General features: G+C 72.4%; 23 protein-coding genes. 14 read left to right on the top strand and 9 right to left on the bottom strand.

Annotated features, from left to right (window positions below; all coding sequences use genetic code 11):
- Window positions 1-2: 2 nt before the first annotated feature.
- Window positions 3-326, bottom strand: a complete 324-nt coding sequence (locus tag ACFZDA_RS10230; RefSeq protein WP_391077816.1) for a hypothetical protein — start codon at window positions 324-326, stop codon at window positions 3-5.
- Window positions 327-1,031: 705 nt separating this feature from the next.
- Window positions 1,032-1,994, bottom strand: coding sequence for a helix-turn-helix domain-containing protein (locus tag ACFZDA_RS10225; protein ID WP_391077813.1), 963 nt, complete (start codon window positions 1,992-1,994; stop codon window positions 1,032-1,034).
- 243 nt (window positions 1,995-2,237) lie between these two features.
- Here ACFZDA_RS10225 and ACFZDA_RS10220 point away from each other — a divergent pair, with 243 nt between their 5' ends.
- Window positions 2,238-3,653: an MFS transporter gene (locus tag ACFZDA_RS10220; RefSeq protein WP_391077810.1), complete on the top strand. Its 1,416-nt coding sequence runs from the start codon at window positions 2,238-2,240 to the stop codon at window positions 3,651-3,653.
- 42 nt (window positions 3,654-3,695) lie between these two features.
- Here ACFZDA_RS10220 and ACFZDA_RS10215 read toward each other — a convergent pair whose 3' ends face one another.
- A complete protein-coding gene (locus tag ACFZDA_RS10215) occupies window positions 3,696-4,466 on the bottom strand; it encodes a TetR/AcrR family transcriptional regulator C-terminal domain-containing protein (RefSeq protein ID WP_391077807.1) in 771 nt (256 codons plus the stop codon).
- Window positions 4,467-4,596: 130 nt separating this feature from the next.
- Between ACFZDA_RS10215 and ACFZDA_RS10210 the strand changes: the two genes are divergently transcribed.
- Window positions 4,597-6,267: a CocE/NonD family hydrolase gene (locus tag ACFZDA_RS10210; RefSeq protein WP_391077804.1), complete on the top strand. Its 1,671-nt coding sequence runs from the start codon at window positions 4,597-4,599 to the stop codon at window positions 6,265-6,267.
- A gap of 29 nt (window positions 6,268-6,296) precedes the next feature.
- Here ACFZDA_RS10210 and ACFZDA_RS10205 read toward each other — a convergent pair whose 3' ends face one another.
- Together ACFZDA_RS10205 and ACFZDA_RS10200 are read right to left on the bottom strand one after the other, a co-directional pair.
- Window positions 6,297-7,580 carry an amidohydrolase gene (locus tag ACFZDA_RS10205; protein ID WP_391077801.1) on the bottom strand — a complete coding sequence of 428 codons (1,284 nt, stop codon included), beginning with the start codon at window positions 7,578-7,580 and terminating at the stop codon, window positions 6,297-6,299.
- 139 nt (window positions 7,581-7,719) lie between these two features.
- Window positions 7,720-8,313, bottom strand: coding sequence for a hypothetical protein (locus ACFZDA_RS10200; RefSeq protein WP_391077793.1), 594 nt, complete (start codon window positions 8,311-8,313; stop codon window positions 7,720-7,722).
- A gap of 396 nt (window positions 8,314-8,709) precedes the next feature.
- On the opposite strand from ACFZDA_RS10200, the gene ACFZDA_RS10195 reads away from it, so the two are divergent.
- From ACFZDA_RS10195 to ACFZDA_RS10165, 7 genes are all read left to right on the top strand, one after another.
- Window positions 8,710-9,333 (top strand): glycoside hydrolase family 11 protein, encoded by a 624-nt coding sequence (locus ACFZDA_RS10195; protein ID WP_391078561.1) that lies wholly within the window; start codon window positions 8,710-8,712, stop codon window positions 9,331-9,333.
- A gap of 2 nt (window positions 9,334-9,335) precedes the next feature.
- On the top strand, window positions 9,336-10,043 hold the full coding sequence (locus ACFZDA_RS10190; protein ID WP_391077790.1) for a polysaccharide deacetylase family protein: 708 nt from the start codon (window positions 9,336-9,338) through the stop codon (window positions 10,041-10,043).
- 88 nt (window positions 10,044-10,131) lie between these two features.
- Window positions 10,132-10,701, top strand: coding sequence for a hypothetical protein (locus tag ACFZDA_RS10185; protein ID WP_391077787.1), 570 nt, complete (start codon window positions 10,132-10,134; stop codon window positions 10,699-10,701).
- Entirely contained in the window at window positions 10,698-11,249 is a 552-nt protein-coding gene (locus ACFZDA_RS10180) for a hypothetical protein (protein WP_391077784.1), read from the top strand. Before ACFZDA_RS10185 ends, ACFZDA_RS10180 begins: the two co-directional genes overlap by 4 nt.
- Window positions 11,250-11,311: 62 nt before the next feature.
- Window positions 11,312-11,806, top strand: a complete 495-nt coding sequence (locus tag ACFZDA_RS10175) for a hypothetical protein (RefSeq protein ID WP_391077781.1) — start codon at window positions 11,312-11,314, stop codon at window positions 11,804-11,806.
- 143 nt (window positions 11,807-11,949) lie between these two features.
- Window positions 11,950-12,783, top strand: coding sequence for an SAM-dependent methyltransferase (locus tag ACFZDA_RS10170; RefSeq protein ID WP_391077778.1), 834 nt, complete (start codon window positions 11,950-11,952; stop codon window positions 12,781-12,783).
- A 26-nt stretch (window positions 12,784-12,809) separates the two neighbouring features.
- Entirely contained in the window at window positions 12,810-13,508 is a 699-nt protein-coding gene (locus ACFZDA_RS10165) for a hypothetical protein (protein WP_391077775.1), read from the top strand.
- Window positions 13,509-13,645: 137 nt separating this feature from the next.
- On the opposite strand, the gene ACFZDA_RS10160 is transcribed toward ACFZDA_RS10165, so the two are convergent.
- Window positions 13,646-14,833, bottom strand: coding sequence for an MFS transporter (locus ACFZDA_RS10160; protein ID WP_391077772.1), 1,188 nt, complete (start codon window positions 14,831-14,833; stop codon window positions 13,646-13,648).
- 70 nt (window positions 14,834-14,903) lie between these two features.
- Here ACFZDA_RS10160 and ACFZDA_RS10155 point away from each other — a divergent pair, with 70 nt between their 5' ends.
- From ACFZDA_RS10155 to ACFZDA_RS10145, 3 genes are all read left to right on the top strand, one after another.
- A complete protein-coding gene (locus tag ACFZDA_RS10155) occupies window positions 14,904-15,890 on the top strand; it encodes an ArsR family transcriptional regulator (protein WP_391077769.1) in 987 nt (328 codons plus the stop codon).
- Between the two features lie 9 nt (window positions 15,891-15,899).
- The gene (locus ACFZDA_RS10150) at window positions 15,900-16,403 is read left to right on the top strand and encodes a glutathione peroxidase (RefSeq protein ID WP_391077766.1); all 504 of its coding nucleotides are present in this window, start codon (window positions 15,900-15,902) and stop codon (window positions 16,401-16,403) included.
- A gap of 69 nt (window positions 16,404-16,472) precedes the next feature.
- The gene (locus ACFZDA_RS10145; RefSeq protein WP_391077763.1) at window positions 16,473-17,351 is read left to right on the top strand and encodes a MerR family transcriptional regulator; all 879 of its coding nucleotides are present in this window, start codon (window positions 16,473-16,475) and stop codon (window positions 17,349-17,351) included.
- A 105-nt stretch (window positions 17,352-17,456) separates the two neighbouring features.
- On the opposite strand, the gene ACFZDA_RS10140 is transcribed toward ACFZDA_RS10145, so the two are convergent.
- The 3 genes from ACFZDA_RS10140 to ACFZDA_RS10130 all read right to left on the bottom strand — a co-directional run bounded on the left by ACFZDA_RS10140 (window position 17,457) and on the right by ACFZDA_RS10130 (window position 19,697).
- Window positions 17,457-17,648 carry a DUF397 domain-containing protein gene (locus ACFZDA_RS10140; RefSeq protein WP_010035575.1) on the bottom strand — a complete coding sequence of 64 codons (192 nt, stop codon included), beginning with the start codon at window positions 17,646-17,648 and terminating at the stop codon, window positions 17,457-17,459.
- Between the two features lie 196 nt (window positions 17,649-17,844).
- Complete coding sequence (locus ACFZDA_RS10135; RefSeq protein ID WP_391077758.1) at window positions 17,845-18,702, bottom strand: Scr1 family TA system antitoxin-like transcriptional regulator; 858 nt, start codon at window positions 18,700-18,702, stop codon at window positions 17,845-17,847.
- A 239-nt stretch (window positions 18,703-18,941) separates the two neighbouring features.
- Window positions 18,942-19,697: a GPP34 family phosphoprotein gene (locus ACFZDA_RS10130; RefSeq protein WP_391077754.1), complete on the bottom strand. Its 756-nt coding sequence runs from the start codon at window positions 19,695-19,697 to the stop codon at window positions 18,942-18,944.
- Window positions 19,698-19,933: 236 nt separating this feature from the next.
- Between ACFZDA_RS10130 and ACFZDA_RS10125 the strand changes: the two genes are divergently transcribed.
- Together ACFZDA_RS10125 and ACFZDA_RS10120 are read left to right on the top strand one after the other, a co-directional pair.
- Complete coding sequence (locus ACFZDA_RS10125; protein WP_391077751.1) at window positions 19,934-22,876, top strand: D-alanyl-D-alanine carboxypeptidase; 2,943 nt, start codon at window positions 19,934-19,936, stop codon at window positions 22,874-22,876.
- 201 nt (window positions 22,877-23,077) lie between these two features.
- On the top strand, window positions 23,078-24,925 hold the full coding sequence (locus tag ACFZDA_RS10120; protein ID WP_391077749.1) for an MFS transporter: 1,848 nt from the start codon (window positions 23,078-23,080) through the stop codon (window positions 24,923-24,925).

Here is a 24,925-nt window from a genome sequence, read left to right as displayed (position 1 = left end):
TCTCAGCCGTCGAGGTACTCGACGTCGAGGCTGTCGGTGTGTCCGGCCCAGGAGAGGGAGAACTTCCAGCATCCCGGCTTCGGCATGTCGACGAGGGAAGGGCCGGGCCCTCCGGCGACCGAGCGGGTCACCACTTCGTTCGTGCCGGCGAGGCGGGCCTTGATGGTCAGCCGGTCGTCAGGCCCCATGTCGGCGGCCGCCTCGGCGTCCTTCGCCACCCAGAGGATCTTGTTCTCCCGGCTCTTGACCGCCGGCGCGTGGTACGGGTACCCGAAGAGCACCGCGGCGATTTCGCCCTGGTCGCCGATGATGTGGCGCTGGGCCACGTTGCGCGGGAATCCCTTCCGCGCCCACGAGGGAAGAGAGCCCTGCTGCACCGCGGGGCGGCAACTCCCCGCCGCGTGCGACCCGGCGATGGTCCGAGTGGATTCCGTGGCCCGCGCCTTGTCCGGGCTGCTCTCGCTCCCGCTGCACCCGCTGGCTGTGAGCACCGCGGCCGTCACCAGAGCGAGAAGCGCACCAGGCACGGCGGAACCGTCCGGGCGCCGCGCGATCAGTCGACTCAGGTGTACGGGCATCCCGGCTCCGATGCATTGCGGCAGCTCACCTGGCCGAAGCCCGGCGAGTCGAGCTGAACGGTGTTTGACGAGTGGTCACTGTTCCACGGGTTTCGAAGGATGGGTAACCTGCAATTTGGCCACGCCCGCAGCTGCCTCCGGGACGCGGACGACCTGGTCGCGGGCGCCTTCCGGAAGCAGGTCCGGCTCAGTGCGCGCAGGGCGGGGCAACCGGTGCAGCATGTCGAACGGGGCAGTTCACCGCGGTCGCACACCGGATCACCGGCGGGCGCGCACAGCGCCACGCCGCCGCTTCCGTATCGGGTTCCGCTTGTCGACGCCCGAGCGACCGGGACGGCACCGCGACCTTGCTTTCCTCCATCCGCGGGCGGCTTTTGAGCGGCCGAAAACCGGCCTACGGAAGTAATCGCTTTCCGCGGCCGAGGACGCTCCGAACTCGTCCAACGGCGCCGCTCAGGCGCCCGGCAGGGCCGGAAGGAACCCGTCCGGTGGCAGCGTGCCGCGCTCGGTCGGGGCGTGGGCCGGGGAAGGGGTGGCGGGCGGCTTCGAAGGGGCCGGGTTCGGGTGGGTGTTCGCCGGGTCCAGGCGGAGCATGGCCGTTTCGTCCGGGGTGTCGGGGGCCGCCTGGTAGACCACCATGCGCTGGCCGCCCGTCCGGGCCAGTCGCATGACCTCGTAGGTCAGGGTCATCGGGCCGACCGCCGGGTGCTGGAAGCACTTCTGTCCGCCGCCGCGTTCGCAGACGTCGTACCGCTCCCAGAGCTGCGCGAACTTCGCTGACTTCAGCACCAGTTCGCCGACGAGCGCGGTCAGCTCGGGATCGTCCGCGTCGGCCCCGGCGACCGCCCGCAGGTGCGCCACCGAGAGGGCGACCGTCTCCTCCCACGGCTCGTAGAGCGTCCGGCCGACCGGGTGCAGGAAGAGGTAGCGGGTCAGGTTGCGCTGGTCCTCGGGCCAGTCCCACAGCCCGGGCAGCAGCCGCCGGCCGGGCGGGTTCGCGGCCAGGACGCGGTTGTAGCGGCTCACCACGTACGCGGGCAGCGGGCGCACCGACTCCAGCATCCGCAGGACCGACTCGCGGACGGTGTGGTCCGAGCAGGCCGGCAGCTCGGAGGGCCGGCCGGAGGCCAGTTCCGCGAGCTCGTGCAGGCGTTCGTAACCGTCGCCGCGCAGTCGCAGGGCGCGGCCGAGGGCGTCCACGACGGCGGGGGAAGGGTTGGTCTCCCGGCCGCGCTCCAGGCGGATGTAGTAGTCGACGCTCACTCCGGCCAGCGCGGCCAGTTCCTCACGGCGCAGTCCGGGAGTGCGGCGCAGGCCCGCGCCGGCCGGGAGACCGACGTCCTGCGGGCGTACCTGCGCCCTGCGGGCCTTGAGGTATCGGCCGAGCTCCGTGCCCCTGGTATCCGCTGCTGCCATCCGGCCATTGTCGCAGGCGGTCAAGGAGCGTGGGGGGCCGTGTCAGGGCCTGGAACACCGCACCCCGGGTACAGCCCGGTCTGCCGGGCAGGCACGTGCGGGAGGAGAGTTCGAGCTGCCGGAGCGGGCGGCCCGCCCGCCGGGGCCCAGGGGGTGCGCGACACCGGTCCGCGGCCTCGGAAACGGGCTGCGGCCGCCCGCCCGGTCACCGTGTTGAGTCGTCCCTCGCACCAGGAGTTCACCATGCCGGCCAGCCCCGCCCCGTCCCCGTCCCAGGCCAGGACGACCGCGTCGCCGCCCGCCGAGGTCCCCGCCGTGCCGCGGCGCAGCGGCGTCGCGCTGGTCGCTTCGCTGCTCGGGTTCACCGTGATCACTGTCGACGTCTCGGCCGTGAACATCGCGCTGCCCGCGATCAGGGACTCCCTCAGCGGCGGGATGGCCGGGCTTCAGTGGGTGGTGGACGCCTACACCCTGATGTTCGCGGCCCTGATGCTCTCCGCGGGCGCCCTGGCCGACCGCATCGGTGCCCGCCGCGCCTACGCGTGGGGCGTCGCCCTGTTCACCCTCGCCTCGCTCGGCTGCGCGCTCGCGCCCGGCATCGGTGTGCTGGTCGGTGCGCGCGTGGCGCAGGGGGCCGCCGCCGCGATCGTGATGCCGGCCTCGCTGGCGCTGATCCGGCAGGCCTACGACGACGCCCGGGCGCGTGCCCGCGCCATCGCGCTGTGGACGGTCGGCGGCTCGGTGGCGATGGCCGCGGGTCCGGTGCTGGGCGGGCTGCTCACCGACTCGGCCGGCTGGCGGGCGGTCTTCCTGCTCAACCTCCCGGTGGGCGCGGTGATCCTGGGCCTGCTGGTGCGGGTGCCGCGCTCCCCGCGCCGGCCCGCCGCACTGGACGCCGGCGGTCAGCTCACCGCCGTCCTGGCCCTGGCCGGGCTGGCCTTCGCGGTGATCGAGGGCGGCCACCTCGGCTGGACCAGCGGCCCCGTGCCGGCCGCCGCCGCGCTCGCCCTCGCCTCCGGGTACGCCTTCTACGTGGTGGAGGCCCGGCACCGCCGGCCCATGGTGCCGCTGGGCATGCTGAGGGACCGCCGGGTGGCCGTCCCGCTCGCGGTCGGTTTCGCCGTCAACGCCGCCTTCTACGGGGGCATCTTCCTGCTCGGGCTGTACTACCAGCAGCTGCGCGGGATGTCGGCGATCGCGGCCGGGCTGATGTTCGTCCCGATGTCGGCGGTGGTGACGGCGACCAACCTGGTGTCGCCGCGGCTGGCGGAGCGGATCGGGCGGCGGCCGGTGATCGTCGCGGGGCAGCTGGTCTTCACCGGAGCGATGCTGGCCATGCTGCCGCTGGCCGCGCACACCCCGGTGTGGCTGGTGCTCGTCCTGCTGCTGCCGCTGAGCGTCGGCGGGGCGCTCGCGGTGCCCGCGGTGACCGCGCTGCTGATGGACGCCGTCCCGCAGGAGCGCGCGGGCACCGCGTCCGGGCTGCTCAACTCCCTGCGCCAGACCGGTGGTGCGCTGTCCGTCGCCCTGTTCGGCAGTCTGCTCGCCGGCCCCGGCGGGGGCTTCTCCCTGCCGGGCATGCGCATCGGCCTGCTCGCCGTCGCCGCTCTGCTGTTCGCCACCGCCGTCCTCTCCCGCCTCCTCCTGCCGCGCGGCTGATCCGTCCCCATGGCCTGATCGCCGGGGGGAAGGTGAGCGGGGTCAGTCGGTGGCGAGGCCGTCGACCAGGCGGTTGAGGAACCGGGTGAAGGTCGCTTCCGGGGTCACGGTGCGTGCGGGGGCCGCGAGCGCTTCGGCGAGTTCCGGGTGTCGGCCGTCCGCGGCGACGGCGGCGAGGTAGCGGGCTTCCGCCGCCGCACGGTCGGGGGACCCGGCCGCTGCCGCCTGCGTGATCTCGTAGGTGACGTGTCCGGCGACGAACGCGGTGAGCTGGGCGAAGACCTCCAATTTCGCCGCGCCGTCCAGAGCGGTGGGGCGCAGGGCCGCGAGGGCGTGTTCCAGGAACGCCAGGGTGTGGGGGCCCAGGCTGCGGCGGGTGGAGAGGGCGGCGGGCAGCCAGGGGTGGCGGAGCATGAGGTCCCGCTGGCGGTGGGCGATGGTCTTCAGGTCGGCGCGCCAGTCGCCGGTGGGAGGATCCGACGCCGGCAGTTCGCCGCTGACGTGGTCGACCATCAGCTCCAGCAGCGTCTCCTTGTCGGAGGCGTAGCTGTAGAGCGACATGACTCCCGCTCCGACCTGCGCGGCGACCCGCCGCATGGTGACCGCCTCGAGCCCTTCCGCGTCGGCCAGGGCCACGGCCGCCGCGGTGATCGCCTCGCGGCTGAAGCCCGGCCTGCGGCCCCTGCGGGGCTGCTCGGGGGTCAGCCACAGCTGTCGGGGGTCGGTCCCCGGGGTTGCGGACCCGCCGCCGTCACGCGTCACCGTGTTCGTCCTCCCGTCGTCGCATGCGTCGCCCTCTCCTGCGTGAACCATCCAAGCATCGTCTATTCTCGTACGACGTACGAGAATAGTGGGAGGCACCATGGCATCACGTGGCCACGACGCTGCGGCAAGGCCTGTCCGGACACCGCCCGGCCGGAAGCCGCCGCTGTCCTCGCGGATGATGAGGGCGATCTGGCGCGGCCTGCCGGACAAGCGGCACGACGTGGGGTGGGAGCCGGGGCTGGTGGTGCCGGCCGCCGACGGCAGTCCGCTGGTCACGGACCACTACTTCCCCCGGACGCCCGGCGACTTCCCGACCCTCCTGGTGCGTTCGCCGTACGGCAGGGGCCTGCCCTGGTCCCCCATGTACGGCATGCTCTTCGCCGAGCAGGGTTTCCACGTGGTGCTGCAGAGCTGCCGCGGCACCGGCGGCTCGGGCGGCACGTTCGATCTGTGGCGCAACGAGGCCGCCGACGGCCTGGCCACGATGTCCTGGCTGCGCCGGCAGCCCTGGTTCGACGGGACGTTGGGCACGATCGGCCCCAGCTACCTCGGGTACGTGCAGTGGGCGCTCGCCCTCGACCCGCCGCCGGAACTGAAGGCCATGGTGGTGCAGGTGGGCCTGCACGACCCGTACGCCCTGTTCTACGCGGACGGCGCTCTCCGGCTGGAGAACGCCCTGCTCGTCGGCCTGGGGATGGCCTACCAGCACCGGGGGATCGCACCGTTCGCCGGGGCGACGCTGCGCCTCCAGCGCCGTATGCGCGACATCGTCACCGCGCGGCCGCTGCGCGGGGCGTACGCGTCCGCGCTCGGTGATGTGCCGTGGCTGGACGACGTGATGGCGCACCCGGACGCCGGCGACCCGTACTGGGAGGGCGCGTCCCTGGCGCGGGCGGCCGAGGCGCTGCGCGTCCCGACGAGCCTGATCACCGGACGGTACGACGCCCTGGTCGACCAGACCTTCGAGCAGTACGCACGGCTGCGCCGGGCCGGATGCGACACCGCCCTGCTCGTCGGTCCCTGGACGCATACCTCCGCCGTGCAGCAGGGCTGGCCCGAGGTGTTCGCCGAGAGTCTGGCCTGGCTGCGTGCGCACCTGTGCGGCGAGCCTGACGGGCTGCGTGCCACGCGGGTGCGGGTGCACGTCGGCGGTGAGGACGTCTGGCGGGACCTCGACGACTGGCCGCCCGTCTCCGCCGGCACCGCCTCGCCCACCACCTCGTGGGTTCCCACCGCGGACGGGCATCTCGACCGGCGAGCCGACGCGGAGCACATGGGCGGGACCGGGTCCGGGGGCGAGGCGGAGCCCGCGGACGGCCCGGGCCCCGCCCCCCTCGCCTCCCTGCGCTACGACCCCGCCGACCCCACGCCGTCCATCGGCGGCCCCCTGCTCTCGCGCACGGCCGGTCCCCGTGACAACAGCGCTCTGGAGGGGCGGGAGGACGTCCTGACCTTCACCGGGCCGCCGCTGGCCGAACCGCTGGAGCTCCTCGGTCCTGTCTCCGCCCGGCTCAGCGTCTCCACGGACACCGGGTACGCCGACGTCTTCACCCGCCTGTGCGACGTGGACGCCCAAGGGCGCTCCATCAACGTCTGTGACGGGCTGGCCCGGCTGGAGACGGTGGGACAGGCGGCCTCGGAGGTCACCGTGCGGATGAGTTCCACCGCCTACCGCTTCCCCGCCGGACATCGGATCCGCTGGCAGATCAGCGCCGGTGCCCATCCGCGTTACGCCCGCAATCCGGGCACCGGCAAGTCCCCGGTGGACGCCGTCGACTTCACACCGATACGCGTCACGCTGCACACCGGCTCCGCGCTGCTGCTGCCCCACGGGTGCCGGGCCGCGTGACGTCCCGGGCGGGCATAGCGCAAGGCCCCCTATGGACGGGTCCGATGTGCCAGCCACCCCGCCATCGCCCGTACGCCGATGCCGATGGACCGCTCGTCCGGGGCGAAGTCGGGGAAGTGGGGATAGGCGGTGGTGATGGGGGCGCCGGGGGCGCGGACCCCGAGGAAGGTGTACGTGCCGGGCAGGCGGTCCAGGTAGAGGGCGTAGTCCTCGCCGCTGAAGGGCGGGAACGCGGAGTGCAGCGTGGTGACCGGGTCACGGCCCGGTGCGCGGCGCAGGTGCCGGGCGAGCGCGCGGGCGTCGGGTTCCGGGCAGACCAGGGCCGGGAACGGCTCGGCGGGGAAGCTCACGGCGGCTCCCGCGTACGACGTGGCCAGCCGGCGGATGTCCTCGCGTATCTGCGTGTACCGCTCCTGCGGCCAACAGCGGTAGGACACGCTCACGTTGGTGTCCTGTGCCGAGGCCCGCAGGGCGACGAAGCGGGCGAAGGGGCCGTCGGGCGTCTGGGCGTCGGTGACCATCCGCTCGATGTCCGCGGGCGTCCGCGGGGGCGTCACCGTGGCGAGCGCGCCGATCTCGGCGGCCAGGCGCCGCGCGGCCTCGGGTGCGTCCGGGCCCTGGAGCGTCACCTCCGCCTTGTCCTGGCCCGGCATCCCGAAGCCCCCGGTCACCGCGAACCGGCCGACGGGGAAGGGCCCGCAGTGCAGCGCGTGGATCTCCTCGACGCGGGTGCGCTCCAGCACGCCCGCCTCGATCAGCGCGCGGGCTCCGGACAGGCTCTCCTCGGCGGGCTGGAAGAGGAACACCACCGTGCCGCTCAGCTGCCGCCGCAGCAGCGCCAGGACCTTGGCGACGCCGAGGGCGACCGTCGTGTGGATGTCGTGCCCGCAGAGGTGGGCCGCGGCCCGGCCGTCCCCGACGATGTCCTGGGGCGGCACGGCGTCCATGTCGGCCCGGTACGCGACCGTCCGGCCCGGGCGCGTGCCGTGCAGGACGCCGACCACGCCGTGGCCGCCGATCCCGGTGGTGACGGTCAGCCCGGCCGCTCGCAGTTCCCGGGCCACCACGCCCGCGGTACGGCGCTCCTGCCCCGGCAGTTCGGGGTGCCGGTGGAGGTCGCGCCGCAGCTCGGCCAACCCGCCCTCCAGGCGCGTCACTTCGGCGTCCAGCCTCCCGTCCCCCGCCGGTCCGCTCCACCCGCCGGCGACGGCCCTCCCCGCCGTACCCCCCACGCTTCCGGCACCGGCTGCCACCGCCAGGCCGGCCGCCAGCAGCGTGCGGCGGGCCGGACTGTGCTCCAAAGAACGCTTCACCGTTCCCCCTTCGTGGTCGGTCACGCCGCCCACGATCACCTCTCACGCACGCCGTCGCCCATCCGGCGAGCCACCGCTCGCGGGTGGGGACACCCCCCCGCACCCCCTGGGCCCGGCCCCTCACGACGGCACGCCGGTGTCAGCCGCGTACGGCCAGGTGGTACGACGAGGCCCACAGCACCGCCGCGCTGCCCAGGCCGACGACGAGCCGCACGGTCTCGCTCGCCAGGCCGGCCGCGACGAGGACGAAGCCGGTGACCGCGACAGCCGTCAGCAGTGACGCCGTCCACCGGTACTGCCACTGGTCGTACAGCCGGGCGAGCGGGAAGAAGTGCAGTCCCACGACGAGGGCGATGCCCGCGGGGATCGCCCCGGGGTGGCCCGTGGCGTTGGACACGGCGATGACGGCGAAGACGGCCACGAGCTCGACGGAGTTGACGATGCCCACGCCGCGCGCCCAGTTCGCCGGCGGGCTCACCACGCGGGGCGAGGGCGGGGCGTCCTTGCGGTACCCCAGGTAGATCGCCGCCGCCGTGAGCGCGAGTGCGGCCACCTCGATGCCCAGCGGGGCGACGTCCGTCGCCGAACCGGTCCCGGAGGCCGCCGCGACGGCCCACACCAAGGCGAACACGGAGAGGACGAGCGTTCCCCTGCGGCGCAGGTTACGGGTGAGCGCGAGGCACTCGGCGTCCATGGGGGAAGGGGTGGGCGTGGCCGGGACCGAAGGTGTCACGCGCGGAGAATACACGGGCCCCTCTGCCTTCTTTTGGCCGTTTTCAGCCAGCCTTCACGCGATGGACCTGGCCGCCCGCCCAATCCGGAAGCACACCGAAACATTCGAGTACCGGAACCCTACCCTCCGCACCAGAAGGGCAGACGGCTCGCCAAATCGACCACCCGCCCCGCCACTCAGCACCCATCGAACTGGACAAAACCTCTACTACCGCCCCACCAAGGTTGACGAATATTTCGCAACTCCCACCGAAACCATTGACAGTTGACAGGGCCCGGCCAACACTCCCGATGACACAGGCTCCCCATCGACCGACCCCCACGAGGACGAGGAGGAAGCACCCCCATGAAGAAGTCATCGAGCCGCTTACGGCTGTTCCTCAGCAGCGCCTGCACCATGCTGCTGGTCGCCTTCGCCACCATCGCCATGCCGGGCACCGCCCACGCCGACACGGTCGTCACCAGCAACAAGACCGGCATCGACAACGGCTACTTCTACTCCTTCTGGACCGACGCCCCGGGCACGGTCTCCATGACCCTGTCCTCCGGCGGCAAGTACAGCACCTCATGGCGGAACACCGGCAACTTCGTCGCCGGCAAGGGCTGGAGCAACGGCGCCCGCCGCACCGTGAACTACTCCGGCTCGTTCAACCCGTCCGGCAACGCCTACCTGACCCTCTACGGCTGGACGGCGAACCCGCTGGTCGAGTACTACATCGTCGACAACTGGGGCACGTACCGGCCCACGGGCCAGTACAAGGGCACCGTCACCAGCGACGGCGGTACGTACGACATCTACAAGACGACCCGGTACAACGCCCCGTCCGTCGAGGGCGTCCGGACCTTCGACCAGTACTGGAGCGTCCGACAGTCCAGGAGGACCGGCGGCACCATCACGGCCGGCAACCACTTCGACGCCTGGGCCCGGGCCGGCATGCCCCTGGGCAACTTCAAGTACTACATGATCATGGCGACCGAGGGCTACCGGAGCAGCGGCAACTCCAGCATCACGGTGCACTGACGATGGGAACCCCACCACGGTCCCCGCTCCACGCCCTGCTCACGGGACTGACCGTCCTCACGACGACCGCGGCCGCCGCCCTCACGGCCACCACCGCGACAGCCTCGGTCGCGACCCCGCCCCGGGCCGCCGCCTGCACCGGATACGTCGGCCTCACCTTCGACGACGGCCCGTCCGGCACCACGGCCCAACTGCTCAGCACACTCCGCCAGAACGGGCTGCGGGCCACGATGTTCAACCAGGGCCAGCACGCCGCCGCCAACCCGTCCCTGGTCCGGGCCCAGGTGTCCGCCGGCATGTGGATCGGCAACCACAGCTACACCCACCCGCACCTGACCGGCCTGAGCCAGTCCCAGATCGACTCCGAGATCTCCCGGACCCAGCAGGCCGTCGCCAACGCGGGAGGCGGCACACCGAAACTGTTCCGCCCCCCGTACGGCGAGACCAACGCGACGGTCAAGTCGGTCGCGGCCCGCCACGGCCTGACCCAGATCATCTGGGACGTCGACTCCCAGGACTGGAACGGCGCGAGCCCGGAAGCGATCGCCCAGGCCGCCGCCCGCCTCACCAACGGCCAGACCATCCTCATGCACGACTGGCCCGCCAACACCCGCGCGGCGATCCCCCGCATCGCCCAGAACCTGGCGTCCCGGGGCCTGTGCGCCGGGATGATCTCCCCGCAGACGGGCCGGGCGGTGGCTCCCGGCTGAGCGAACGGCGCGATGGCCTGCAGCGCCATCGCGCCACCCGGGCAGGGCCGGACGCCCGTTGTCAGTGCCCGGTCCTACGATCCGCCGTATGCCTGAATGGATGCACGTGTCCAGTCCGGTTCTGGAATCCGGTTGGCACGACGAGGTGAATCTCGTGTTCGCGCGGGGGATGGGGCCGGGCGCGCTGGCCGAGGGGTTGCGGGGGCTGCGGCGGGAGCCGTTGGTGTGGGGGGAGGGGAAGGGGTGGGTGTGGGTCGTTCACGACATGGTCAACGCCGAGATCGAGGACTTCGACCCCGTGCCGTACGGGGAGATGTCCGCGGGCGCCGAGCTCGTCGTGTTCGTGACCGAGCCGTGCAGTGCGAAGGGGCACGCGCCGCATTTCGAGTACTACCGGGACGGGCGGCTGATCACCTGGTTCAGCTTCGAGGACCTGACGCAGCGGCCGGGGGACAACCCCGACTATCTGTCCTCCGAGTTGCTGGCCGCGAAGCTGATCGGACCGGACGCCGGGTGCGCGGAGGGGGACGAGGGCGGGCACGACTGCTTCGACCACCACTACGAGGACCACAACCGCATCGTCCGGGCGGTCGCCGGCTTCTTCGACCTGCCCTCGCCGCCGCTGTCCCCTGCGGTGACGGAGGCGGCGGACCGGTGACCTGGCTCGCGCCCGACACGTTCCTCACCTTCTGCCGGGGGATCCCCCTGGCCGACCTCACCGGCTTCTTCAGTGAGGCGGGGCTGCCGCCCACCGCCTCCGGCACGGCGGACGGCTGGGCCTGGCTGACGCACCACCCGGACACCACCCCCGACGGCGGCGCCGTCCAGCAGCTCGGCCAGTACATCACCGGCTTCCGGTACACGGACCGCGTGCGCGACCAGCACAACGTCGACATGGTGTTCCTGGCGTCCACGCCCGCCTGCTCGTGCGGCGACCACTACGCCGTGCCCCACTGCGCCGAGCATCCCTACCAGTTCGCCTACAGCCGCGGCGGCTTCGCCGTCTGCCTCTTCAACGTCGGCGCCCGTCGCGAGTCCCGCCGCTTCGGCGGCCAGGCCGACCTGTTCATACGGCAGTTCCTGGAGGAGGGGATCGTCGGACGCACCACCCGCTACGACACCGACCCGGACTTCAACCGAGACGGCAGCCACACCGTCCGCGTCATCGCCGAGCACTTCGGGCTGCCGACGGGAGTAGGGCCCTAGGTCGCCCTACCTGAGTACACGTGCTCATGACGGCCCCGCCCGGCCCCTGTGACCATGGCCGTATGAAGACACGGGGAATGCTTTCGGCCGGGGTCGCGCTCGTTCTCGGGGTGCCGGTCGCCGCCTGGGGACTGATGGGCCAGCAGAACTACGACGGGCTGCCGGCGAGCGAGCTCGACCACGCCTATCAGCCGTGGGACATCGGCGACGGTGTGGCCGCCGGCGTCGGTGGCCTCGCGCTGGTGCTGGCCGGGGTCGCTGCCGCGGTGCTCGTACGGGGTGCGCGGCGTGACGCGATGGACCGACGCTGGTGGGGGGTCCTCGGGCCGCTGGTGGTCGTCGGGATCATGGCCGGTGTGGGCTGGCGGATCCTGACCGCGGGGGTCGTCGGGGCCAACATCGGTGCCGGACTGCTGATCATCTTCGGTACGCCGGTCGCCGCCGGACTCGTCCTGTGGTCGCTGGGCCGGGGCATCTGGCTGGCCACGCGGCGGCACGGCGACGACGGCGGGGCCGGCGGCCGGCGCCTGGGCGGTTTCGCCTCCGGCGGGGTGTGACGGGCGACGACGCGGTCGGCTTCCGCGTGGCCGAAATCCCACGGGGGGCCAGTGAGCGGGGCGGACGACATCCGTATCCGACTGCGGAGTTCACCTAGGTTGGTGGACCGGTCCCCCTTCCCCGCCCTCCAGGAGGCCCCGCCATGCCCGACGACAGCCTGCGCCTGCGTATCGACACGTCCAAGCCGCACTCGGCCCGCTTCTGGAACTACTTCGTCGGCGGCAAGGACAACTACGAGGTCGACCGTGAGATCGGCGACCAGATCAAGTCGATCTTCCCGGGCCTGGTCGACGTGGCGGTGACGAGCCGCCGGTTCCTGGGCCGGGCCGTCCGGTACCTGGCCGTGGAGCAGGGTGTGCGGCAGTTCCTGGACGTCGGCACCGGGCTGCCGACCGCCGACAACACACACGAGGTCGCCCAGCGCGTGGCCCCGGACTCCCGGATCGTCTACGTCGACAACGACCCCGTCGTGCTGGCCCACGCGAACGCCCTGCTCACCAGCACGCCCGAGGGCAGGACCGCCTATCTGGACGCCGACCTGTACGACCCGGAGGCGGTCCTGGAGGCCGCCGCGGGCACACTCGACCTGTCGCGGCCGGTCGGCCTGATGATCCTCAACACGCTGGGGCATGTCGCCGACTACGAGCAGGCCCGGGACCTGGTGCGGCGGCTCATGGCCGGGCTGCCGGCCGGCAGCCACCTGGTGATCAGCGACAGCACCGCGACGAGTGAGGGCATGATCGCCGCGTCGGAGGCCTACAACGCCAGTGGGGCCGTGCCGTATTACGTCCGGCCGGTCGCCGAGATCACCGGGTTCTTCGACGGGCTGGAGCTGGTGGAGCCGGGAGTGGTACGGGTGCCGCAGTGGCGGCCCGAGCCCACCGAAGTCGACGCCGCCGATGTCGACGCCGCCGGTGTGGACGCGTACTGCGGCGTCGGCCGCAAGCCCTGGGGGATCAGTTCCCCGCGCCCCTGAGAAGCCACCCGGCGATAATCAAGGACATGTCCGCACCACCCCCCGCCCCCGAGCCGGTTCGGCGGCTCATCGGTGATCTTCTCGCGGTGGGTGAGGCGTACGGCCTCGTCCTCGCGGGCGGGTACGCCGTGCTGGCGCACGGGCTGGTGCGGCGGGGCGGGCGGGACGTGGACGTCGCCACCGAGGACCCCGCCGGGATGGACGGCATCGCCGACACCGTCCGGACGGGGCTGGTGGCGCGCGGCTGGCTCGTGCAGACGCTGGAGAGCGAAGCGCTCTCGGCCCAGTTCCTCGTCACCGACGCGGCGACCGGCGCGGAGTACGAGGTCGGCGTCCGCAAGGAGGTGCTGTGGCGCCCGCCCGTGCCGACCGCGCTCGGGCTGGCCCTCTCCCTCGACGACCTGGTCGGCACCCGTGTACGGGACCTGGCCGACCGCGGGCTCGCCCGCGACCTGGTCGACGTACACGCCGCCTCGGCCCGCTGGAGCCACCCCGAACTGGAGGAACTGGGCCGCCGGCACAGCCCCGAGCCCTTCGACCTCACCGATCTCCAGGCCCGGCTGACCGGCACGGACTGGCTCGACGACAGCGCGTTCACCGCCCACGGCCTCGACGCCGAGGCCCTCACCGGGCTCCGCCGCTGGGCCCAGGAGTGGGCCGACGACATCGCGGAACGGCTCATCGAGGGCGGTGCCCCGGAGGAGAGCGCCCCGGACGAGGAGTGACCCGCGCGGGGAGCTACCGGTCGGTACTCGGACCGGAACCGGACTTCACACTGGAATCGGACTTCAGGCCGGAAACGGACCTCAGACCGGAATCGGACCTCAGACCGCAACCGGACTGGTGGACCGGACGGTGCGGCTCACTGTCCTGACACCACCGCCATCGCCCGCCGCTCCCGCCTCCCCGCCGCCATCAGCGCCAGCGTCACCCCGGCCGACACCGTCGCCATCGCCGTCATCGCGCCCGCCGGGGACGTCAGTTGGGCCACCGAGCCCGCGAGCGTCGCCGCCACGCCCTGCATCGTGAGCATGCCGGCCGAGTGCAGTCCCAGGGCGTGGCCCGTGAGGGCGTCGGGCGTCAGGGCCACCAGGCGCTCCTGCTGGACGAGGCTCGCGCCGAAGCCGACCGAGGCCAGGGTGACGGCGGCTGTCGCGAGCGGCAGCGGGGGGTGGAACAGGAAGGGCACGTACGGGGCGGCCAGGAGCAGCAGGAGGGGGTGGCCCAGGCGGGGGCGCAGGCGTGGTGGGACCAGGCGGCCCACCAGGACGTCCCCGGCCAGCATGCCCAGCGCCGCGCAGGCGAACAGGGTGCCGGCGGCGTCGGGGGCGTAGGAGACGTAGAGGGATTCGCAGCCGACGACCAGGCCGTTCGGGATCCACAGGGCCAGATAGACCTGGCGGCGGGGTGCGGACGACCAGAGCAGGGCGTTGGCGCGCCACGTCGCCGGCACCGAGGGGCGGCCGGCCGTACGGGGCGGGCGGCTGGTCAGGCCGAGGCGGACGACCAGTGCCGCCAGTAGGTAGAGGGCGGCTGACGCCAGCAGGGAGATCCGCGGGGACAGCAGCGCCACGAGCGCGCCGCCGGTGGCGTATCCGGCGATCTGCATGAGGCCGCTCATCATGTTGAAGACCGAGCGGCCCAGCAGATAGCCGTCCTTGGAGAGGATCTCGTTCAGCAGGCCCCAGCGCACTCCCCCGCCCACCGACTTCGCGATCCCCATGGCCAGGACGATCGCGAGGAGGGCCCAGACGGGTAAGCCGGGCAGGGCCAGGGCCGCCGTGCCGGCCGCGAAGAGGAGGGGGAGGGCCGTCAGGGCCGCGCGCGGGGGCAGCCGGTCGGCCGCCGAGAGCAGGAGCGTCGCGCCGAGCACCTGCACCAGCGACGAGCCGAACATGCTCACCGCGGACAGCAGCGGCGACTCGGTCGCCCGGTACACCAGGGTGCCCAGCGCCAGTCCGCCCATCGTCTGGGCGACCGTCTGCGCCGACGCGGCCAGGAAGAACGGGGTGAACTCGGGGGTACGGAACAGTTCGCGGTAGCTGCGCATGCGGGGAGTCTCCGGCGCCCCGGATCACCTGGTTATTGTTTCGCGCGGGTGCGAAACGTCGGGGGTGCGCGTGGGCTGGTGGCAGATCAACGCCGACACGCTGGCCGGGAGCCGGTTCGTGCTCTCCCCGCTCGCCGAGACCTTCGCCTGCCTCCAGTTGCTGCACCGGGGCACACCCACCCACCCGGGGGAACGGGCCTGGTTGCGCGACCACCTGCCCGGCTACCGGGCCCGGCTGGCCGCCGACCCCGTGACCGCGCTGCTCGTCCGCGCCGGGCTGGGCCGGTCCTGGAACGCCGACTTCCTCACGCCCGCCCCGCAAGACGGGGAGACCTTCGACGAAGGGCTGGCACGGGTGCGGGCGGCCCGCCCCGAGGAGGCCCGCGCCCATCTGCGGACCTCCCTCGCCGGCCCGCTTCCCACCGCCCTGGACCGCGACGACCTCCCCGAGCGTGCGGCCGGTCTGCTGACGTACGTCTGGACCGCGACCGTACGGCCGGACTGGGACCGGCGCCGGCGGGTGCTGGAGGCGGACGTGGTCGCCCGTACCGCGCAGGTGAGCCGGGGCGGCTGGGCGGCGGTGCTGGACGCACTGCGACCGGGCCGGACCCGGTGGCTGGGTGACAACCGGCTGCAGGTGAATCTGCACGAGTACCCGCCCCGCGAGATCTCCGGCGCCGAACTCCTGTTCGTGCCGGTGACCCCGAAAACCGGCTGGGTGTCCTGGGAGGAGCCCGACCGGTACGCGGTGATCTACGCGTGCGCGGGCGTGCTCGCCGACCCCGGCGGCCGGACCGTGCCGGCGAGCCTCGGCGCACTGCTCGGGCGCGCACGGGCCGCTGTGCTCGTCCTTCTCAACTCCCCGATGAGCACGAGCCAGTTGGTCGCCGTTACCGGGCAGGGCCTCGGCTCGGTCGGCCGGCATCTCAGAGTGCTGCTGGACGCCGGCCTGGTGGAGCGGCGCCGCGCGGGCCGGTCGGTGCTGTACTCGCGGACGGCGGCGGGGCAGGTGCTGGTGGAGGCCGGAACCAGCCGGACCGGCCCCTGCCGGAGTTAGCATCCGCTCATGACGACTAGCAACGGTTCCTCTCCCCTCGACGTCGAGATCGGTGCCCTCCAGGGCGGTTCCGCCGACCTGTCCCAGTACGCGGGCAAGGCGGTGCTGGTGGTGAACGTGGCCTCCAAGTGCGGCCTGACCCCGCAGTACAACGGGCTGGAGAAGCTCCACGAGCGCTATGCCGAGCGCGGCTTCACCGTCCTCGGCGTGCCCTGCAACCAGTTCCTCGGGCAGGAGCCCGGCAGCGCCGAGGAGATCGCCGAGTTCTGCTCGGCGACCTACGGCGTGACCTTCCCGATGACCGAGAAGGTCGAGGTGAACGGCGACAACCGGCACCCGCTGTACGAGCGCCTGACCGGCTTCGCCGACGCCGAGGGGCACAGCGGGGACATCCGCTGGAACTTCGAGAAGTTCCTGATCGGCCGGGACGGCGAGGTCGTCGCCCGCTTCTCCCCGCAGACCGAGCCCGAGGCGACGGAACTCGTGGCGGCGATCGAGGCGCAGCTGTCCTGACACCGGCCCGTTGACCTTGCCCCTGGGGCAGGGGCGAGCCTCCTCGTCATCGGGCGGAAGAGCCGCCCGATGACGGAGGATGCCGTGGTGGACGTACCGGACCCTGACCTGCTCACCATCGGGACGTTCGCCGCGCGCGCCCGGCTGTCGGCCAAGGCCCTGCGGCTGTACGACCGGCTGGGGCTGCTGTCCCCGGCGCACGTCGACGAGGCCACCGGCTACCGCTACTACCGCGCCGGACAGGTCGAACGGGCCCGGCTGGTGGCCATGCTGCGGCAGCTGGACATGCCGCTCGCCCGGATCGCCGAGGTGGTCGCGGCGGGCGACGGGCCGACGGCCGCCGAGCTGCTCGGCGCGTACTGGGCGGATGTCGAGGCGCGGGTGGCGGGGCAGCGGACGCTCGCCGAGTACCTCCGTGGACGACTGTCGGGGAGGAGCTCCGAGATGTACCAGAGGTTCGCGATCGAGACGGTAGACGTGCCCGCGCAGGTAGTGATCACCGAGAAGCGGCACACGCTGGCGGACGAGCTGCCCGCGTGGATCGGCGCTTCGCTGGGCCGGCTGGAGGCGGCGGCCCGGGAGTGCGGGGGCGTGGCCGGGGTGCCGTACGTCGCCTACCACGCCGAGGTGTCGATGGAGAGCGACGGCCCCGCCGAGGCGTGCGTGCCGGTCGCCGACGAGGCGGCGGCGCGGGCGTGGGTGGAACGGCACGGGCGGGCGTGGGAGACAGCGGTGCGGGTGGAGCCAGCCCGGCGGCTGGCGTACACCCGGATCGCCAAGGCGCAGGTGGCGCACCCGCAGATCCTGGCCGCGTTCGAGGCGGTGGAGGAGTGGATGGCGGCGGAGGGCCTGACCCAGGCCGGTCTGTGCCGTGAGCTGTACTTCGCCGACTGGGAGGCGGCGGGAGCCGAGGACCCGGTGTGTGACGTGGCGTTCCCGGTGAGCTGATCGCTTTCAAGGCCCCGCGGGCACAAGCGGAGCCCTCTCGGCAAGGACGGCGGACTGGTCGAGAGGGCTCTTCGGGTGATGCTTGTGCTGTTGTCGAGCGGTGGCTCAGGCCTTGACCGAGGCCACGAAAGCGCTCCACGCGTCGGCGGGAAACGCCAGCTTGGGGCCCTCGGGGATCTTGGTGTCCCCGAGCTCCAGGGCCTCTTCGACGGTCGACCTGACCATCACACAGGCGCCGTTGTTGTTGGTGTAGGAGGACGTCGTCCACGTTTCCGTGGCGCCCAGACGAATAGCCATGTTCGCTCCGTAGCCAGTTGCGTTTACGCCAACCCGTGCTGGTGGTTGGCGTGATCGACGCTACTCGCCAACATCCTCTTACGGAGCAGTCATTCACTCGACTGGATGGCATATTCCAGGGGAGACTTCCAGTCAGGCGTGTCAGGGGTGTAGCATCCCGCACTTTGCCGGACGGAAGGTCCTGCGCCACGGACGGTCAGCGCGCGTACTCCTTCGCCCGGCGCTCGATGAGCTGCCGCGACTGGTCCACGTTCAGCGACTGGGCGCGCAGGTGCTCGTACATCACCGTGTACTTCTGCACGTCGAGCGGCTTCTCCAGGTAGAGGTCGCTGGTCACGCCCTCGATGTACACCACGCTGGAGTCGGCCGCGTCGGCGAACTCCAGGATCGAGTACTGGCCGTTGATGCCCGCGTGCGCGCCAACCTCGAACGGCAGCACCTGCACGGTGATGTGGGGCAGCTGCGACATCTCGATGAGGTGCTCCAGCTGTTCGCGCATCACCTGCCGGCTCCCGACGGTCCGGTGCAGGGACGCCTCGTCCAGCACCACCCACAGCCGCAGCGGGTCCGTCTCGGCGGTGATACGGCCCTGCCGGCGCAGCCGGACCTCGACGCGCTTGTCGTTGTCCGCCTCCGTGGCCTCGGGCGAGCCGCCCCGGATGATGGCCTCGGCGTACGCACGCGTCTGCAGCAGGCCGGTGATGATCTGGGGTTCGTAGACCCTGAGCGACTCGGCGTCCGTCTCCAGGCCGATGTAGACGCTGTACGGGATGTCCCCGAAGGCGTGCCACCAGCCCTGCTGCCGGGAGTCCTTGGCCATCTGCATCAGCGAGTCGACGATCCGCTGGTCCTCGACCTCGTAGACCCCGCACAGGTCGCGCACGTCGCGCTGGCTGATGCTGCGCCGGCCGTTCTCCAGCCGGCTGATCTTCGACTGCGAGACCAGCAGCCGCTCGGCGACCTCTTCGGCCGTCATGCCCTTGAGCTCACGGAGCCTGCGCAGCTCCTGGCCCAGCCGGCGCCGCCTGACGGTGGGATTGACATTGGACGCCACGGGACGTGCACCTCCGGCTGCGTGCCTCTACTTTGCGTATCTGCTGTTGAGCAGACTGCCACCAAGGTCCTTCCTACCGCTGGGAAACGGTGGATATGCGACGGGTACACGCCAGTTCGGACAGGGCACGCCGAACGGGGCGGGGAGAGTGTGTGCTCTCCCCGCCCCGCTCGGACAGCGGCTCCCGTGACCGGGTTCTGGGGTACTGCGGGTGCTGCGTGGTGCTGTGGGTCCGCGGCTCAGTGGGCCACGGCGCGCGCCATGCTCCCGTGGCGCGGCTGCATCGGAACGCCTCGGGCGGGTTCCGCTGCGGACCTGGCTCCGCCGGCGGCCTGACGGCCGGGCGGGGCCGGGCTGCGGCGCGGCTGCGCCGCCACGCCGTTCTGGACGTCCATCACGGCGTGCGCGACGAGACCGCCCATGGGGTCGTGCCTGATCAGATCCCGCAGCCGGGACCGAGAGGAACGCCCCTCGTTGCCCGGGTACAGGTGCTTGCCGAGGCCGACCGCGTGTGCCAGGGCGGCGAGCGCGGCGGTCCGCGGGTCCGGCGGTACGCCGGTGCGGATCGCCGAGTCCAGCCGGGCCCTGATCTCCCGGCTGATCTCCGTGTCCGTCGCCTGGTAGCGAGTCGTCGGCAGCACTCCGCACATCTGGCCGGCCACGGCATGCACCATGCCGCACCGCTCCAGATGCGAGAGGTAGGTCTGGCGGAGCCCGAGACGGGGTCCGCCAATCCAGTTCACTGCCCGCACGGGAGCGCCGCGCCTGCGCAGCAGCTCCAACGCGCAGTCCAACGTTGGATCTCCAGTCGGCCGTGGTACAACCACGGCTATACGATCCCCGTCTGGGGCTATCCGTCCGGCCAGTGCCAGCTCCACTAGCTGTGCTCCGGCCAGACCGAGGTCGAGCGACTGCGGCTGCGCAGTGGTACCCGTGGTCGGGTCCAATGCCAGCAGCAGAAGCTCCTCCGGAAGTGTTCTGCGGCTCCTGCCCATCCATGCCTCCCCGCGTGGATGAATGACAGGGTGACCCCTCTCACATTGGTCTGTCGAGGGTGCGTGACCGGTTCGTAGTGGAACCAGTAGGTATGTCGTTCTCGTCTACCGGATGGGTTCAGTGCGCGCACAGGACACTGGTACATGGTTCGGACAGCGCCTTGAGCGGTGTCACGGGCGGCGGTTCACGGTTCGGTACGCGCACGCGGGGAGTGCGGCGCGAGGAGGAGGCATCGGTGGCGGGCGAGTCCCCCGACAGGTCGAAGCAGCGCGAGTCGTCGGCAGAACCGACGTCGGGGAGCGCGAGTCCGGTTCCCGAGGCCAGGAACGAGGCCCCACCCAGGCGCGACCCGCGCCTCGCGGTGGCCCGGGACACGGAGAGGTCCACGAAGCACGGCGGCGCCGACACGGCGACCCGCGTGCTCTCCACCCGGACGGCGGAGCGGGCGGCCGACGCGGAGCGGGATGAGAGCGACGCGGGCGTCGAGGAGGCGGCGGCTGACGCGGAGCGGGACGCGGGTGGTGCGAGCACCGCGGGCACGGCTGACGCCGAGCGGGACGACACGGCCACTGACACCGAGCAGGGTGTGAGCGGCGGGGGCGCCGAGCGGGACGCCGACCAGGCGGACTCGGCGGCGGACGCCGAGCAGGACGACGATGCCGCCGAGCGGGACGAGAGCGGCGCGGGCGCCGGGCAGGACGACGGTGCCGCCGAGCGGGACGAAAGCGACGCGAGCGTCGAGGGCACGGCCGCTGACGCCGAGCGAGGCGCGGACGAGACCGACACGGCCGCGGACGCCGAGCAGGACGCCGACGAGACCGACACGGCCGCGGACGCCGAGCAGGACGCCGACGACAGCGATGCCGCGGGCACGGCCGACGCCGAGCAGGACGCGGACGAGGCCGGGACGGCCGCTGACCCCGAGCAGGGCGCGGGCGCCGAGCGGGACGAGAGTGGCGCGGGCGTCAAGGAGGCGGCGGCCGACGCGTCCCAGGAGACTGTGACCGGCTCCGCCGAGCGCGGGGACGACGCCGGCGCCGGTGACGGGCGGTTGCGGGACGCCGTGGCCGCGTGGGTCGCGTCGGCCGACCAGGAGGACGAGGAGCCCGCGGCAGCCAAGGACGCCGACAAGGGCTCTGAGGACGGCCAGGAGGCGGCTGGGAGGGCGGAAGAGCCCGCAGAGTCCGACACGGACGCCCAGGAGCCTGAGAAGCCTGCTGAGGCCGACGTAGACGCCCGGGACGACCGAGAGGCCGACGGCGCGGACGACGCCGCCGAGGCCGCCATCGGCGTCCAGGACAAGCCGAAGGCCGACGGCGCGGGTGACCGTGCCGGTGGCCGGGACGGTCGGGAAGAGGCCGACGAGCCGGAGGCGGACCGTTCCGCCACCGGTGGCGCGGGCGATTCCGGGGCCGCCCCGGCGGACAGCACCCCCGCCGACGACACCGACGACGCCCCGAAGTCCGAGACGGCCAAGGCCGACTCCGCCGAGCCCGACACCGACGACGCCCCGAAGCCCGAGACGGCCAAGGCCGACTCCCCCGGGCCCGAAACCGACGGCGCGGACGAGAGCCCCGAGTCGGACGGCAAGGGCGACGCCGCGCCCCCCGTCGACCAGCCCACCGCCGTCTTCAAGGCCGTGCGGCCCCCGGTCGACCAGCCCACCACCATGCTCAAGCTCGGCGGGGCCGCCAAGGACGCCAAGGACGCGCCCGAGAAGGACGCCGAGCGGACCAGCAAGTTCGTCGCGCTCAAGCCGCTGGACGAGCCGTCGACGCGGAAGCCGGCGGCCGGCGCACCGGCCGGACAGGCCGCTGCGGCTGCCCCCGCCCCCGCCGACGCCACCGCCCCCGTGCCCACCGTCGGCCCCGAGCGGACCACCCAGCAGCCCCTGCCGCCCCGGCCGCCGCTGGATCTGCTGGCCGAGCTGACGAACACCCCGCCGCCGCCGGACACCCCGCTGCGGACGGCCGTACGGCGGGTGAAGATCTGGACGCCGCTGGTGCTGCTGCTGGTGGTCCTCCTCGGCGTCGCGCAGAGCGTGCGCCCGCTGCCCGCGCCCACCCTGGACCTCACCGCCGAGGACAGCTACACCTTCGAGGGCGGCAAGGTCGACATCCCCTGGCCGGCCAAGGGCCAGGCCGCGCTGGACGTGCAGGGCATCGGCTCGTTCGGGTCGTCCGGCGAGCAGAAGGCCGTGCCGATCGCGAGCGTCGCCAAGGTCATGACGGCCTATGTGATCCTGCGCGATCACCCGCTCAAGAGCGGTGCGGACGGGCCGAAGATCGAGATCGACCAGGCCGCCGAGGACCAGTCCGACGCCGGACAGGAGTCCACCGTCGACGTCACCAAGGGCGACAAGATCAGCCAGCGGGAGGCCCTGGAGAGCATCCTGATCGCGTCCGCGAACAACGTGGCGCGGCTGCTCGCCCGCTGGGACGCGGGGTCCGAGCAGGCGTTCGTGCGGAAGATGAACGACGCCGCCAAGGACCTCGGCATGAAGAACACGACGTACACCGACCCGTCGGGCCTGAACAACACCACCGTGTCCACGGCCGTGGACCAGGTGAAGCTCGGCAAGGCGGCCATGGAGGAGCCCGCCTTCCGCGAGGTCGCCGCGATGATGTCGTACGTCGACTACAAGGGCACTAAGCACGACAACTGGAACCGCCTGGTCGGCTACAACGACGTCACCGGCATCAAGACCGGCACCACCACCTCGGCGCTCGGCAACCTCGTCTTCTCGGCGAGGAAGGAGGTGGGCGGCGAGACCCGCCGGATCGTCGGCGCCGTGGTGCGCCAGCCGGCCGGCGGTCCGGACAACACCATCCTGGGCGCCGCGCTCTTCGAGGGAGACAAGCTGATCAAGGCCGCGCAGGGCGCGCTGGAGTCGGCGACGATCCTGAAGAAGGGCGACGTCGTCGGGTACGCCGACGACGGTCTCGGCGGCCGTACGCCGGTCGTCGCCACCCAGGACGTCAAGGCCGTCGGCTGGGCGGGCCTGTCCGTCAAGCTGACGTTCGCCGCGGACGAGCTGCCGCACACGGCGAAGGCCGGCACGAAGGTGGGCACGCTCACCGTCGGTGACGGCAGCACCAACGCGGTCAAGGTTCCGGTCACCCTCCAGAAGGATCTCGTGGAGCCGGGCTTCGCGGACAAGCTCACCCGCCTCGGCTGAGGGCTGAGCCGGCTCACCGGCCCGCCCCACCGCACCCCGCCGAGTGACGGCCCGTCCGGGCGCCGCCCGGCGGGGTGCGTGCTAGCGTCGCGAACCGGGCAGGCCGTGGACCGCTGACCGACGGGACACGGCCGGTGACACCGGTACGAGACGACGAGAACAGACGAGAACAGAAGACGGGACGACGGGGAGTGCCTTCGAGTGGCCACAGCGGAGCCGACACGCGCCGACGACGCCGATCCGGGCCCGGTGTCCGCCGGCCCGCGAATAGGCCTGCCCGCGGCCGGGGAAGGCAGCACCCGAAGCGGCCGTGAGGACCGGCCGCTGACCCTCGTACTGACGCTGCGTGAGCGCATGCTGCGCCACCCGGTCCTGTCCGTCACGGGCCTCGCCGGACTGCTCCACGTCCTCTGGTTCTTCACGTTCGCGAACAGCGGCGGCGATCTGGCCGCGCAGGACGCCTGGGCCGAGTTCGTCGGCCGGCACCCGGACTCGGCGTACAACCTCGCCTGGTACGGCGGGATGCACCCGGTGTCGTACAGCGTCGTGTCGCCGTATCTGATGTCGGTGCTCGGCGTGCGGACGACGATGATGATCGCGGGGACGGTCTCGGCGGGGCTGCTGACCCTGCTCCTGCTGCGCAGCCGGTCCGTCCGCAACCCCCTGTGGGCGTCGCTGGCTGGTGTGTTCGGGCTGTTCTGCAACGCGGTGTCCGGGCGGGTGACGTTCGGTCTGGGCATGATGTTCGCGCTCGGCGCGGTCGCGGTCGTGTTCTGCTGGCCGTACCGGTGGCGTTACAAGCGCTGGGCGAAGGCCCTGAGCGCGGCGCCGCTGGCCGCGCTGGCCACCATGGCGTCGCCGGTCGCGGGTCTGTTCGTGGGCCTGGTCGCGGTGGCGCTGTTCCTCCAGAAGCGGCGGCCGGGCGCGTGGGCGCTGGGGCTGGCGCCGAGTGCGGTGGTGGCGGCGTCGGCGTGGCTGTTCCCGTTCTCGGGGACGCAGCCGATGACGTTCGGCTCGGTGCTGCTGCCGCTCGCGTTCTCGGTCCTCGCCTTCCTCCTGGTGCCCGAGGACTGGAAGACGGTCCGGGTCACGGCCGCGGTGTACGGGCTGGGCGTCGTGCTGGTGTGGCTGGTCAGCTCCCAGATCGGTTCGAACATCACACGGCTGGCGATGCTGTTCGCCGGGGTGGTGCTGATCGCCGCACTGCCGTTCACGGTGCCGAAGACCCGCAAGTGGTACGCGGTGGTCGTCGCGCTCGTCGGTTTCGCCGTGTGGATCGGCTACAAGACGGTCGACGACATCGTGCACACGGCCCCGGCGGCGTCCTGGTCGCGCGAGCTGGCGCCGCTGGTGAACGAGTTGCAGGAGGTCGGCGCCGAGAAGGGCCGCGTGGAGGTCGTCCCCGCCCGGTCCCACCGCGAGGCCTCCGCCCTCGCCCCGTACGTCAACCTGGCCCGCGGCTGGAACCGGCAGGCCGACATGGAGCGCAATCCCCTCTTCTACGACGACACGCTCAACTCGGCGAACTACCACGAGTGGCTGAAGCGCTGGGCGGTGCACTACGTGGTGCTGCCGAAGGACGAGCCGGACGGTGACGGGGGCCAGCGGGAGCGGGCGCTGGTGCGGCGCGGGCTGCCGTATCTGACCCAGATCTGGGGTGACGACCAATGGCAGCTGTTCAAGGTGACCGCCCCCACGCCCCTCGCCGAGCCGAACGCCATCGTCGACCGGGCCGAGCAGGGCGAGATGATCCTCCGCGTGAAGAAGCCGGGCCGCATCCTGGTCCGCATCCCGTACTCCCCCTGGCTGAGCATCGTCGACGCGGAGGGCAAGAGCCTGAAGCCGCCCCAGGAGACGCAGGCATCCAAGGAGCGCCCCGAGGGCGAGCCGAAGACGTACGTCAACGTCAACGGCTGCCTGGCGGAGACCGAGGAGGACGCCCAGGGCGACAAGTGGACGGAGCTGCTGGCCCCCAGGGCGGGCACGTACCGTCTGGCGGCCCCGTACCAGCTGCCCCGCGGAACGCCCTGTCCGGAGGAGCTGCGCTGA

The organism is Streptomyces sp. NPDC007991 (assembly GCF_042958445.1).
In the GTDB taxonomy this organism is placed as follows: domain Bacteria; phylum Actinomycetota; class Actinomycetes; order Streptomycetales; family Streptomycetaceae; genus Streptomyces.
Note: the sequence above shows the minus strand (reverse complement) of the source record. Positions and strands in the feature narration are given on the sequence as shown.

Bases quoted from the DNA above. Each gene is read 5' to 3' on its own strand.
- ACFZDA_RS10185 (WP_391077787.1), top strand. From the start codon at position 10,132: ATGCCTGAATGGATGCACGTGTCCAGTCCGGTTCTGGAATCCGGTTGG.
- ACFZDA_RS10210 (WP_391077804.1), top strand. From the start codon at position 4,597: ATGAGGGCGATCTGGCGCGGCCTGCCGGACAAGCGGCACGACGTGGGG.
- ACFZDA_RS10150 (WP_391077766.1), top strand. From the start codon at position 15,900: ATGACGACTAGCAACGGTTCCTCTCCCCTCGACGTCGAGATCGGTGCC.
- ACFZDA_RS10140 (WP_010035575.1), bottom strand. From the start codon at position 17,648: ATGGCTATTCGTCTGGGCGCCACGGAAACGTGGACGACGTCCTCCTAC.
- ACFZDA_RS10220 (WP_391077810.1), top strand. From the start codon at position 2,238: ATGCCGGCCAGCCCCGCCCCGTCCCCGTCCCAGGCCAGGACGACCGCG.
- ACFZDA_RS10170 (WP_391077778.1), top strand. From the start codon at position 11,950: ATGCCCGACGACAGCCTGCGCCTGCGTATCGACACGTCCAAGCCGCAC.
- ACFZDA_RS10175 (WP_391077781.1), top strand. From the start codon at position 11,312: ATGAAGACACGGGGAATGCTTTCGGCCGGGGTCGCGCTCGTTCTCGGG.
- ACFZDA_RS10165 (WP_391077775.1), top strand. From the start codon at position 12,810: ATGTCCGCACCACCCCCCGCCCCCGAGCCGGTTCGGCGGCTCATCGGT.
- ACFZDA_RS10160 (WP_391077772.1), bottom strand. From the start codon at position 14,833: ATGCGCAGCTACCGCGAACTGTTCCGTACCCCCGAGTTCACCCCGTTC.
- ACFZDA_RS10130 (WP_391077754.1), bottom strand. From the start codon at position 19,697: ATGGGCAGGAGCCGCAGAACACTTCCGGAGGAGCTTCTGCTGCTGGCA.
- ACFZDA_RS10145 (WP_391077763.1), top strand. From the start codon at position 16,473: ATGACGGAGGATGCCGTGGTGGACGTACCGGACCCTGACCTGCTCACC.
- ACFZDA_RS10190 (WP_391077790.1), top strand. From the start codon at position 9,336: ATGGGAACCCCACCACGGTCCCCGCTCCACGCCCTGCTCACGGGACTG.
- ACFZDA_RS10225 (WP_391077813.1), bottom strand. From the start codon at position 1,994: ATGGCAGCAGCGGATACCAGGGGCACGGAGCTCGGCCGATACCTCAAG.
- ACFZDA_RS10215 (WP_391077807.1), bottom strand. From the start codon at position 4,466: ATGGTTCACGCAGGAGAGGGCGACGCATGCGACGACGGGAGGACGAAC.
- ACFZDA_RS10195 (WP_391078561.1), top strand. From the start codon at position 8,710: ATGCTGCTGGTCGCCTTCGCCACCATCGCCATGCCGGGCACCGCCCAC.